This window comes from Megasphaera hutchinsoni, assembly GCF_001553405.1.
GTDB lineage: Bacteria > Bacillota > Negativicutes > Veillonellales > Megasphaeraceae > Megasphaera > Megasphaera hutchinsoni.
On sequence record NZ_KQ960953.1, the window covers coordinates 147,527 to 159,943 of the forward strand.

General features: G+C 37.4%; 12 protein-coding genes. 11 read left to right on the top strand and 1 reads right to left on the bottom strand.

Annotation, left to right across the window (positions count from 1 at the left end; genetic code table 11):
• The first annotated feature begins 2 nt into the window (after positions 1-2).
• The 8 genes from HMPREF3182_RS06420 to HMPREF3182_RS06455 all read left to right on the top strand — a co-directional run bounded on the left by HMPREF3182_RS06420 (position 3) and on the right by HMPREF3182_RS06455 (position 7,979).
• Positions 3-701 (top strand): ubiquinone/menaquinone biosynthesis methyltransferase, encoded by a 699-nt coding sequence (locus HMPREF3182_RS06420; RefSeq protein WP_062486346.1) that lies wholly within the window; start codon positions 3-5, stop codon positions 699-701.
• 66 nt (positions 702-767) lie between these two features.
• Complete coding sequence (locus HMPREF3182_RS06425; RefSeq protein WP_062486349.1) at positions 768-2,063, top strand: FAD-dependent oxidoreductase; 1,296 nt, start codon at positions 768-770, stop codon at positions 2,061-2,063.
• 1 nt (position 2,064) lies between these two features.
• Positions 2,065-2,349: a ferredoxin family protein gene (locus HMPREF3182_RS06430; RefSeq protein ID WP_007393361.1), complete on the top strand. Its 285-nt coding sequence runs from the start codon at positions 2,065-2,067 to the stop codon at positions 2,347-2,349.
• A gap of 136 nt (positions 2,350-2,485) precedes the next feature.
• Positions 2,486-3,184 (top strand): MBL fold metallo-hydrolase, encoded by a 699-nt coding sequence (locus tag HMPREF3182_RS06435; protein WP_062486353.1) that lies wholly within the window; start codon positions 2,486-2,488, stop codon positions 3,182-3,184.
• A 38-nt stretch (positions 3,185-3,222) separates the two neighbouring features.
• Positions 3,223-4,491 (top strand): DUF445 family protein, encoded by a 1,269-nt coding sequence (locus tag HMPREF3182_RS06440; RefSeq protein ID WP_062486356.1) that lies wholly within the window; start codon positions 3,223-3,225, stop codon positions 4,489-4,491.
• Position 4,492: 1 nt separating this feature from the next.
• The gene (locus HMPREF3182_RS06445) at positions 4,493-5,776 is read left to right on the top strand and encodes a DUF445 domain-containing protein (RefSeq protein WP_007393338.1); all 1,284 of its coding nucleotides are present in this window, start codon (positions 4,493-4,495) and stop codon (positions 5,774-5,776) included.
• Positions 5,777-5,975: 199 nt separating this feature from the next.
• Positions 5,976-6,521 (top strand): glutathione peroxidase, encoded by a 546-nt coding sequence (locus HMPREF3182_RS06450; RefSeq protein ID WP_062486359.1) that lies wholly within the window; start codon positions 5,976-5,978, stop codon positions 6,519-6,521.
• Positions 6,522-6,653: 132 nt separating this feature from the next.
• Positions 6,654-7,979 carry an aromatic amino acid transport family protein gene (locus HMPREF3182_RS06455; protein WP_082718220.1) on the top strand — a complete coding sequence of 442 codons (1,326 nt, stop codon included), beginning with the start codon at positions 6,654-6,656 and terminating at the stop codon, positions 7,977-7,979.
• A 57-nt stretch (positions 7,980-8,036) separates the two neighbouring features.
• Here the strand turns inward: HMPREF3182_RS06455 and HMPREF3182_RS06460 are convergent, their stop codons facing one another.
• Entirely contained in the window at positions 8,037-8,900 is an 864-nt protein-coding gene (locus tag HMPREF3182_RS06460; protein WP_062486361.1) for a mechanosensitive ion channel family protein, read from the bottom strand.
• A 634-nt stretch (positions 8,901-9,534) separates the two neighbouring features.
• On the opposite strand from HMPREF3182_RS06460, the gene HMPREF3182_RS06465 reads away from it, so the two are divergent.
• The 3 genes from HMPREF3182_RS06465 to HMPREF3182_RS06475 all read left to right on the top strand — a co-directional run bounded on the left by HMPREF3182_RS06465 (position 9,535) and on the right by HMPREF3182_RS06475 (position 12,398).
• Positions 9,535-10,479 (top strand): cation diffusion facilitator family transporter, encoded by a 945-nt coding sequence (locus tag HMPREF3182_RS06465; protein ID WP_062486364.1) that lies wholly within the window; start codon positions 9,535-9,537, stop codon positions 10,477-10,479.
• Between the two features lie 25 nt (positions 10,480-10,504).
• Entirely contained in the window at positions 10,505-11,545 is a 1,041-nt protein-coding gene (locus HMPREF3182_RS06470; protein ID WP_007393311.1) for an ADP-ribosylglycohydrolase family protein, read from the top strand.
• 106 nt (positions 11,546-11,651) lie between these two features.
• On the top strand, positions 11,652-12,398 hold the full coding sequence (locus tag HMPREF3182_RS06475) for an IclR family transcriptional regulator (protein ID WP_062486367.1): 747 nt from the start codon (positions 11,652-11,654) through the stop codon (positions 12,396-12,398).
• Positions 12,399-12,417 lie beyond the last annotated feature (19 nt).

Genomic DNA, 12,417 nt, shown 5'->3' on the forward strand with positions numbered 1-12,417 from the left:
ACATGCAAGAAACAGGCAAAAAACAGAAAGTTTATCATGTCTTTGAACAAGTAGCTGTTCGGTATGATCGAGCCAACAAAAGGATTAGTTTAGGACAAGAAGTAAGTTGGAAAAAAGCATGTATTCAACAAGTTTGTCAGCATTTGCCAACACAGGGACGCGTATTGGATGTATGTTGTGGTACGGGAGATATCGCCTTAGGCATAGCTGAAAAAAGAAGTGATTGTTATGTATGGGGACTGGATTTTTCGCCATCCATGTTACATATAGCTCGTACAAAAGATAAGAAGAAAATCGTTACGTGGCAACAAGGAGATGCAACGAAGTTACCTTATGACAATGAATATTTTGATAGTGCGGTTATTTCCTTTGGACTGAGAAATACGACTAATTACCAATGTGTATTAGAAGAAATGTCTCGGGTTATAAGACCGCAGGGAATGGTATGGTGTTTAGATTCGTTGCGACCGAAAAGTGCATGGGTATGTCCCTTTTATGAATTTTATTTTCGCTATATTATGCCAATTTTAGGCGGTGGGATTCATTATAGAAAGGAATATCAGTGGTTATGGGAGTCTACACAGGCTTTTTTAAGCGCTGATGCTTTGCAAACACTTTTTAGCCACGTGGGGTTAGAACGTTTGGAACAGCGATCGTATATGTTTGGAGCCTGTATATTACAAGGTGGTAAAAAAATATAAGTGTATATTAGGAAGATATAAGATACATGAAATTTTCAATAGTATATAGTTAAGGAGGGCAAGATTATGAGTAGTGAAGAAAAATTTGATGCCATTGTTGTCGGAGGCGGATTAGCCGGTACGGCAGCGGCACTGGCTATGGCACGTGGTGGATTAGATGTTATGCTAGTGGAACGCGGTAAATTTTGCGGTGCAAAAAATTCAAGTGGAGGCAGATTATATGGTCATAGTTTAGAAAAATTAGTTCCAAACTTTGCTGAAGAAGCTCCTATTGAACGTAAAATTACGCAAGAAAGACTATCTTTAATGACCGCTGGTGGTGCGTTGAGTTTTCAATATGAATCGGAAAAATTAAAGCAATTAAAATATCCATCTTATTCGGTATTACGTTCTAAATTTGATAAATGGTTAGCCGATAAAGCGGAAGAAGAAGGCGTTATGGTCGCAACGGGGTTACTTGTTGATGAATTAGTTCTAGAGGATGGCAAAGTAATTGGGATTAATTGCGGTGGTGAAGAAGTAGATGCAGATGTTGTTATTTTAGCTGACGGCGTAAATTCTTTGCTAGCACAAAAATTGGGCATGAAACAAGAACTTGCACCACGTGACGTTGCGGTAGGTGTAAAAGAGGTTATTGAATTAGGCGAAGACGTTATTAATGAACGCTTTGGCTTACAAAACGGCGAAGGTGCAGCATGGATGATTGCTGGTGATCCTACGGGCGGTAACTTAGGCGGTGGTTTCATTTATACGAATAAGACCAGTTTGTCTTTAGGTATTGTTACAACTATTGCTGATATTGGTCGGGTAGATATCAGTGTACCGGAAATGGTAGAACGCATGAAAAATCACCCCTCTATTGCACCTTTTGTTAAAGGAGGTAAATTAACGGAATATTCGGCCCATTTGGTTACTGAAGGTGGTTTAAAAATGATGCCTGAACTCGTACGTGATGGCGTGATTGTAGCTGGTGATGCAGCGGCGATGGTCGTTAATCTGGGATACACTGTACGGGGGATGGATTTGGCTATTGAAGCAGGGCGCTTAGCTGGAGAAGCTGCCGTATTAGCACATAAAAAACAAGACTTCTCGAAAGAAAGCTTGAGTGTATATGAAAAAATGTTAGAGGGAAGCTTTGTTATGAAATTAATGAAGCAATATCAGAATTTACCAGGGTTATTAGAAGATCATATTATCTTCAATGATATTCCGAAGATGGCTGATGAATTTGCTGATATGGTATATAAGGTAGATGGCGGTGCACCAGTAGCATTACCAATGATAGGATTATCTGTTTTGGCTAATAATGGTGGACTAAATGGCTTATTTGGCTTAGGGAAGAAAGCATGGGAGGCGATGTAACATGGCAAAGATGAGTATTGATGATAAATTGGGTTTTGTAAAATTCGTTACAGATGAACATGAATCACATATTAAAATTGACGAAACATTTGCAGATGAAACAGAAATCAAACGGTTAGTTATGGCCTGTCCTGCAGAACTATATAAATATATAGATGGAAAATTGACATTTTCGCATGAAGGATGTTTAGAATGCGGCACATGCCGGGTCATTGCTATTGGTAAAGGTGTGAAGAGTTGGACTCATCCTAAAGGTGCTATGGGAGTAGAGTTTCATCACGGTTAAGAAAAAGCTGCGATACCTACGGGGATCGCAGCTTTTTTGATAAAAGAAAAGATATTTTCTTTATACATTGGGGAAATTAATGATATAATAAAAAAATACAAAATATAAAGTCTAGTATTATAGGCAAGGAGGATATATGTCAGAAGTAAAGATTACATTTTTGGCACATAGCGGTTTTTCCGTAGAAACCGAAAATAAAGTATTGATTTTTGATTATTATCAAGATCCGAAAGGGATCGTGTCGGCGTATTATTCACAAGACAAGCCATTATGGTTTTTTGTGAGTCATCGGCACGGCGATCATTTTAATCCTGCCATAGGTAAGTTTGTAAAGCATGCTGCATATTATATTGTTAATGATGAAGTCCCCTTGGTATTATCTGATAGTGAAAAAATGCGTTCTATGAAGGTATATGATACAATAACTGTGGACGATGTATCAATTACGCAATATGGCTCGACGGATGAAGGCGGTTCTTTTTTTGTGCGTACCAATGGATATACCTTTTTTCATGCAGGCGATTTAAATTGGTGGCATTGGATGGAAGATACAGATGAAAACAATAAGATTGCAAAGATGAATTTTCAGCGCGAAATGGAACATTTGCAAGGAATGCAAGCAGACATTGCCTTTTTCCCTGTTGATGCTCGTTTAGGAGCGGCAAGAGAATGGGGCATTAAAGGGTTTTTACAGCGAGTAACGATAACTAAGGGAATGATTCCGATGCATTATTTTGGTTCTTCGTGGAGTCCTTCCCAATCTTTTCTTGCACAATATCAACGTGTGCCGCTCTGGATTCCTCAAAAAGAGGGCGAAGAACGGGTATGGTGTTAGTAAAAAGATAGGGAGTTAAATGGTTGAGGAGGAACATGATGGAAGAAGTAAAGACAACGCGACCGCATACCCAGATAGCGAATTATATACTCGGTATTGCTGTGGTAGCGTTACTATTGGCGTATCCTGTACGCACATTGTTTTGGGGAGGCATGATTACGCATGTAGCGGGTGCTGCTCTTATAGGTGGGTTAGCCGATTGGTATGCGGTTACGGCGTTATTTAGAAAACCCTTAGGTATTTCTTTTAAAACAGCGCTTATTCCTAATAGCAAAGAACGCATTGCTGAAATGGCGAGACATATGGTTGAAAAAGAAATTTTAACGGTTCCGAATATGTACAATGTATTAAAGCATCATCCCATTTTAGCAACTACCTTGAATTATTTGCATACGGAAAATGGCTTTCGGGCAGCAGAACGAATTTCCGGGCAAGTACTGAATACTTTTTTATATACGGTAGATATGCGGACGATTGTGCGTATCTTTGCAGATGTCGGCGGTAAAGCTGTGGAAAATATTGATTTAGCACCGATTATGAGTAAAGCGATTCGTATTGGCTTACGGGGCGAATCAGGCAAAGATTTTTTGGATTTTATGATCCTTCATCTTATGACATTGGTACAAAGTGATACGATGAAAAAATATATGGGCGAAATTTATGAAGCCTCGATTCACCAATATGCGAATCGTCATCCATTTGTCAAGCTGTTTATTAAACCGCTATTGAAAAGTGAAATCTTTAGCCCTCGCACAGTATCAGAAAAAATATCACAAAAAGTTTTAGACGTATTGAGGGAGGCACAAAAGCCGGAATCAACAAAACGAGATGCGGCATTGCGGTATTTATGGAAGCAAGTAGATCGCTTTGAATTTAATGAAGACTGGAAAAATAGTTTGGACGAATATAAAAATCGGATGTATAAAAATGTAGTTATACGTCCAGATACGAAAGAAGCCTGGCAGCGATACATTCAGGATCCGGATAGGCAAAAACGTGTATGTACATCAGCAGCGACATATGTCATACAGAAATTAGAATCTTGGCGTGAAAGCCCTGATCGCATTGAACAGGTAAATCGTACGGCCTTAGCTTTAGTGGCAAAAGAATTAAAACGTTTGCAATTGTGGTTTGGGGCAACGGCGGAACAAGAAATTTTAAAATATGATAGCCACTATTTAGCAGAACAATTAGAAAGTCGCATATGGTATGATTTACAGATGATTCGGATTAATGGTTCTTTAGTGGGAGCTGTTTTAGGTGCGGTTATCTATCTGGTAATGTATGCCATGAAAGGAGGGGCATAGGATGACCTATCGACAGCGTGCAAATGCGATTTTAGGCTTATCAGCCATATGTTTTATGGCTATTTTGTGGTGGTGGTACACGCACACGTTGAGTGTGGCAGAAGAATTGTTGTTCTTCGTTATTCAATCGGCTTTAATTGGCAGTATTGCCGATTGGTTTGCCGTGACAGCGTTGTTTGAAAAACCGTTAGGATTTCCTTATCATACGGAATTATTGTATCGCAATCGAACGCAAATTATCGAAAGTATCACACGAATGATATCGGAAAAATTATTGCAACCAGATAAATGGAAGGAAAAGCTGTATACCCTATCTTTTATGGATATGTTCATTCGATGGATTCAGAGTCCGACAGGACGAGAAAAATTTCGGGCGATTCTCTTTGAAGTATCTTTACGGGCATATCGTTTTGTCGCACAAAATAAAACCCAAGAAAATATGGTTCATCAAATTCGTATCTATTTAAAAAGACAGCCGTTGGTTAGTTTTTTTCAAAACAGACTGATTTCGTTATTAGAAGACCCTCATAGCAGCATGTTTCATGATGCCATTCATTTGGGGCGGCGTATTGTCGATAGCGATGAATTTGATAATATGTTGGTACGATTATTTCAACAATGGATGGAAGAATCGAAAAATGCACCGAATGCAATTATTACAATTAATAAATTTTGGGGTATTGTTGACACCAAAAAAATTGCCCAAGATATTAGAGGGGGAATTTTAACGTGGTTAGAAAAATGGGAAACGGCGGAAGGCGAAGAACGCGAATGGCTTTGTCGTAAATTTGAATTGTTTTTATATTCGATGAATGGACAACTAGCCTATGCCGTGCAAAATTGGCAAGATCAATTTGTCGATTCACTGCCTTTAGAACAGTGGTTGCAGGCAACGCAACGAGCTAGTCAGAAACATTTCACAACGGGAGAAGTAGGCAAAGAAGAATTGAAAGATATGCTAGAAGAGCAAGTATTACGGTATCTTGCCTATTGCCAAGAACATCCAGAAATAAAAGACTGGTTAAACGAACAAATTCGGCGGGCTTGTTTAGTTGTTTTAGATAATGAAAAATCTTTGATTGCGACAGCTGTAAAAGATGTATTGTATGGTTTTGATAAAAAACGCTTTAATGCTTTTTTAGAAACAAAAGTAGGCGAGGATTTGGCGTGGATACGTATTAATGGTGCTATTGTTGGGGGAACGATTGGGTTTTTAGTATTTTTATTTCTTCAATTTTGCTATGATCCATGGATATCGCCTTTTATTCAACAACTATTTTTATAAGAAAAAAACGGATGTTAAAAACATCCGTTTTTTTTGCATTCCTTATAGGATAATCTATTGATTTTATCTTAGAAATATGGTATTATTTATCTATAATAAAAAATGATTACTAATTAATAATGAAAAACGATAATTTTATTAAAAACGCAGATTTTATGCGTTATATATACTACTAAGAGAGGTAAAAGGAGGATGCACGATGAGTGTATATGATTATTCAGTAAAAGATATTTTAGGAAAAGAAGTAACGTTAGATGCGTACAAAGGAAAGGTATTATTAATTGTTAATACGGCAAGTAAGTGCGGATTTACGCCACAATACGATGGGTTGGAAGCATTATATAAAAAGTATCAAGATAAAGGATTGGTTGTATTGGGTTTCCCTTGCAATCAGTTTTTGGAACAAGAACCGGGAGATGCAACGGAAATTCAAAGTTTCTGTAAATTAAATCATGGCGTAACGTTTCCCTTATTTGCAAAAGTAGATGTACGGGGAGAAAATGCTATTCCTTTATATAAATATTTAACAGAAGCGGCACCTTTTAAAGGGTATGAATTAAATAAGCAAGGCGGCCAAATCATTAAAGATGTGGTAACCGAACATTATCCCGATAATGTAGAAGGCAATGGAGTAAAATGGAATTTCACTAAATTTTTAATTAGTCGTGATGGTAAAAAAATAAGTCGTTTTGAACCGACGACAACACCCGAAGAATTAGATGAAATCATTGCAGCTACCTTATAATTGGTCTGTATGAGATAGTTTGGTAAAAAGCACAACGAAAAGTATATTTCGTTGTGCTTTTTTCTTTTCAAAATTTGTTTTTTTCGATAGAATAAAATTATTACTTTTATTATCTTATTAAGGGGAAGACTTATGAAAAAATTACAACGTTGTATGGATTGGTTCTGCGGTGCAGGGAACTATCAAAAAAAATCAGGGATGAATCAGCAGACCTGGCAACAAGCTACGGCATTTACGTCAATGGATTTTGGTTGGATCATCTTATGTGTTGGTATGTCCCTAGGGGCTGGAATTATTTTTTTACCCATTCAAGTAGGGCTATCAGGCTTGCTTGTCTTTTTAATAGCGGCTTTAATTGGCTATCCTATTGCTTATGCACATCAAAAGTTATACTTAAATGTATTGATTGAGGCCCCAATATGTGAAGATTTTGCTGGAATTATTTCAGGATATTTAGGAAAGAATTGGGGCTTTTTTTTAGGTATCTTATATTTTATTTTTACGACTATTTTAATTTTCTTATATTCTACAGCCTTAACGAATGATAGTGCCTCCTTTTTAATGACTTTTGGCGTTACAACATCTAATATGTCAGAAAACATATGGTATGGATTAGGATTAATTACAGCTATCGTTCTCATTGCCTCACAAGGCGAGAAGGTCTTAATGAAAGTATCGTCAGGCATGGTTTTCGCTAAAGTGATAGTGATCGCCTTGTTAGGATTGGTTATGATCCCATTATGGCAGGTAACACATATGTTTATCCCTTCGGAAGCGGCATATATGATTAAACACGTTATTATCTTATTGCCTTTTATTGCTATGTCGATTGAATTTTTTGTCGCTTTAGGGCCTATTGCTATCTATTATCGCTCACGCCATGAAAATAAAGTTGTTGCCCATTATCGCTCTTTACGAATATATCATTTGTCATATATTTTTTTGGTAGTGCTAGTATTGTTCTATACGATTTCCTTTAATTTAGCAATGCAACATGATCAAATTTTACAAGCTTATGCGGAGAATATATCCGCATTGGCGTTAGCGGCAAAAGACTTAGATGATACATGGTTTAAACTACTGAATTTATTATTAAATATATTTGCCGTGGTTACGGCTTATTTTGCCATGTTTTTAGGCTTTCGTGATGCTTGTATGGGTATTTTTAGGAATGTTTTAAAACGATATATGTCAGAACAGCACATTAATCAGCAGCTACTGTTGTATGGTAGTAGTGTATTTTGTGTACTTCTTTGTTGGGGCATTAGTGTCTTAAATATTCCTATTTTAAGAGTAACCCCGTTCTTGGGCGCTTTGATTGGGATTATTGCTTGCTTTTTGCCCGTTTATGTCGTGATGATGTTGCCTGATTTTAAAAAATATAAAGGGAAGGTCTTATATCCTATTGTGGGTATGGGGATTCTTTTGATGATTTCTCCTTTGTTGGCATGGTTGTAAGACAATACACAAACAGCAGGAAAAACAAGAAACCTTGTTTTCCTGCTGTTTTTGTATTTATGAAGAACTTTTTTCATCACGTTGGAGATGAACTACTCGTTGTGGATAGGGAATATCAATTCCATGGGTATCAAAAGCGTCTTTTATAGCTGACAATAAAGCATATTTAGTCGATAGAAAATCACAGCCCTTTACACGTGGATAGGCCACAATACGGACAGCGTTATCGCCAAATTCACGAATGCCAATCTCGACAGTATTTGCATTTAATACAGTCTTATTTTGGTGTAACACATCTTTGATGACTTGAATTGCTTGATGATGGTCATTATCATAGCTAATGTCTAAGCATAAAGGAATGTACCGTTCATCAAGATAGGTGCTATTTGTCACAGGACTGGATGTAATATGGGAATTGGGGATAAAGATCATTTTATTATCTTTGGTTATGATGGACGTATTCATCAATTGTATGCCCTTAATTTTTCCTTCTATTGTATCAATGGTCACCCAATCGCCCGCTTTGAAAGGTTTAAAAATTAAGATTAAAATACCCGAAGCAAAATTCGCTAAATTGCTTTGCATGGATAGACCCACGGCTAAACCGAAGGCCCCGAATACAGCAATAAAGGAACTAGTGGGAATTCCGATTTTATTGATTGCTGATAACAGGACTAAAGCCATTAGGCCATAATAAATAATTTGACTGATAAAGGTGTTGACTGTATGGTCATAATGGGCATGTTGCATCATTTGACTGACTATTTTTTTGAAAAATTTAGCAACATAACGACCGAGGATTAAGATGAATAATGCATATATTAGGTTAGGTCCGTGCAGTAATACAAAATGGGAAATCGTATCGAGGGAAAATAGTGTTTTTGTGAATTCCGTCGATAAAGCAGTTGTGGTTGAATTCATAAGCAAAATCCTTTCTCTTGTTTTTTTTATTGTATCTTGTAACAGCGGTAGTGTATAGAGCAAAAACGGAAAGAAAAGGAAGCTATTTGTAAACTATTCATAACATCTGATGTTTTTATCATAATTACCTGCATAACGTTATGATATTATATTGTTTTTTATAATCATATCATTAAGTTGTTTTGCGAGCGATCTATTTTTATTAAAAATAACTTTCTTTTCATGTGTAACATAGTGAATTGAATAGTAGCGGATTAACCGCTTGTCAAAATAAATATATGGATAGAATGGAATATGTGCGGTTACAGTAAATTTTTAAATAGTGCTTATTTATAGCCATTTAATAAGCTTTACATATACATAGTAGACTAGCATACTAGTTTTTGATATACTATAAATAAAGCTAAAATATATATAATATACCAATAATTATATTTTGTAAACACTTAATTTAAAAGGAGGGTATATAATGCATATTTTGAATAACACTGGTTCTGAGCTGTTACCTTCCCGTGAAGAAAGTGATGTAGACGAGCGATGTTTTTGTAGAATCCTTTTTTTAGCGGAAGTACGGTATTATAGTGCGTATTTGAGCTGTTCCTGATAGATAAAAAAACTATCAGGAGGATATAACATGAATAGCAGTATATTAGTAAATAGAGAAACGCGATTATTATTATTATCCGCATTAATGATGGGTGTAGTCGCTGTTGGCGGTTTGGTAATGGGCATATGGAGCCATTCACAAGCGATTTTATTAGACGGTATTTTTTCTTTAGTGGCCATTGTTATTAAATTATTGATGATGTTTACGGCCATGTTGACAAAACAAGAATCGAGTCGACGATTTCAATTTGGGTATTGGCAATGTGAGTCTTTTGTGATGTTGATGGAAGGTGTTTTTACCCTTTTCATCGTAGCTTATGCTTTGAGCGTCGGTATATGGGGATTATTGCACGGTGGTCGAGAAGTTGAATTTGGATTAGCCGTATATTATGCAATCTTTTTTACGATTGGTGATTGGAGCTTTTATGCGTATGTTCATCAGGCGAATAAAAAAGTAAAATCTTATCTTGTCCATTATGACAATCTGAGTTGGTTAATTGATGCTGTATTGGCTACGGGGTTATTGATTAGTTTCAGCACAGCATGGATGTTACAATTTACCCCATATGTGTATTGGCAGATTTATGTAGATCCACTTATTATGATTGTGTTAGGCATACAAATGGTATCACCGTCATTGAAAATTTTAATTCCATCGGTTAAACAATTATTAGGGATTGCACCATTGGAGCTCCATCAACATGTCCAACAGGTTATGGATGGTTTTTTGAAAAAGTACGGTTTTCAAGATTATGTATCGAGCGTGCAAGTGTTTGGACGAGCGAAAATCATTGAAATAGATGTATTGTTACCGTTGGATTATCCGATTCAGCGCGTGTCTGATTTTGATGAAATAAGAGGAGAAATTGATGCCGCCTTAGGGTATCGTTCTTATGAAAAATGGGTAACCATTACATTTACGACGACTACTAAATGGATGGCACGGGATTATGATAATGACGGAGTAGTATAATTATTCTTAGGAGGTGGCGTGTATCATGGAAAAAGCAGAGCGGTTTAGAGGTTGTTTTTTTGGCGGTGCTGTGGGGGATGCGTTGGGGTATTTATTGGAAAAATTAGATCTCAACACGATTCATCAACGCTATGGGACACATGGACTAAGAACGGTATTAGCCTTACCTGAGCATGGCAACAAGAGCATTATTTCTGATGATACACATTTATCTCTTTTTACGGCGGATGGTATTTTATGGGCCGCCCATGAAGATATTTCTTTTGAACAAGGATTGTATCAGTCCTACATGCGTTGGTATTATACACAGACTGAAAGAATCATTTCGCCAGAACAAGCTGACTGGATGAAACGGCAACAGCATGAAAATCGGTGGAATTATGATATTATGGGCGAAGAAAAAGTATTTGCTCGCCGCTATCCGCGAAAAAATTGTTTGGTTACGTTAGCGGCAGGTGCCTTTACCCCAGGAAAAGCGGCCAAGAATACGTGCAAAGGTAGCAGCGTATTACGCTCAGCTCCTATTGGCTTGTATTTTTCTGATGATATAGAAAAAGCATTTGCTGTGGGTTGTTGCTCTGGTTGGATTACCCATGGCAGTCCGACTGCATATTTAGCGGCTGGTTTTTTGAGTGCTTTGATCGCTTCTTTGGCACAAGGAGGCGAATTGCGTATCGCCTTAGCAGAGGGATTTAGACTGTTACAACAAAAACCCGAAGGGGTTTCCTTATTAAAGCAATTGTTGCATGCTGTGGATGAGGCCGTATCGGATCACAATCCGATCCATTCGATACAAACGTTGGGCTTAGGATGGTCTGCTGATGAAGCCCTATCTATTGCATTGTATTGCCTTTTAAAAAATAATTCCTTGCGAGAAGCGGTCATTATGGCATGCAATCAAGACGGTGATAGTGATACGTGTGGTGCCGTATGTGGTAGCATTGCCGGTACGTTGTATGGAGAAAAAGCAGTGCCAGCACATTGGAAGAAGAATTTAGAGTGCCATGATATATTAGATACATTGGCACAGGCTCTATGTGAGGCACAGCAAGAAAAAACGGCATGAAACATGCCGTTTTTTCTTATCTCAAGATAGATTGACAGAATATTGATTATACGTATAATGAAAAAAGATATGGCAGATGATAACGGAATTATAGTGGGGGGCACATATGATTGAATCAATAGATCGGGCATTAGCTATATTACAATTATTTTTGCAAGAAGAACGACCATTGGGTATTACGGACATCAGTAGTCAATTAGACTTACAAAAAAGCACGGTTAGTCGGACGATTGAAACACTGGAAGCACGTGGTTTTGTTTATAAACAAGCTACGGGAAAATATTGGCTAGGGTTACCGTTGTATTCTTTAGGGATGTTGTATAAAGAAAAAGCAACCTTACAGAATATTGTATATCCCTATGCACAAGCGTTGGTAGAAACGTGTCGAGAAAGCGTGCATTTAACCACCTTTTCCCATATTTCCATGAAATATCCTCAACATGTAATTTTAGAAAAGATTAAAGCACCACAAACGATTGATTTAGCACCACCTGTCGGTGCGATACGAGCCAGTTACTGTTCTGCTTCTGGTAAATGCTTGCTCGCATATTCCCCGACCTATCGAAATACTTATCGGGGGTGTCGATTACAAAAATTTACGGCCTATACCTGTACGGATTGGGATGTATTGGAGCGCGAGTTAGCACAAATAGAAAAACAAGGATATGCCGTAGAAAAAGAAGAAGTAAAATTGGGTATGGCCTGTGTTGCGGCCCCTATTTTTCAACAAGGAAAAATTCAAGCTGCCATTAGTATTTCTGCCCCGATTGCACGCTTTTCCGATGATGGCGAAAAGAGATATATACAGGCTATTGTGCAAACGGCAAAAGAAATTACGATGGCATTACAGTAGCATAAGGAATGGTGTAGAA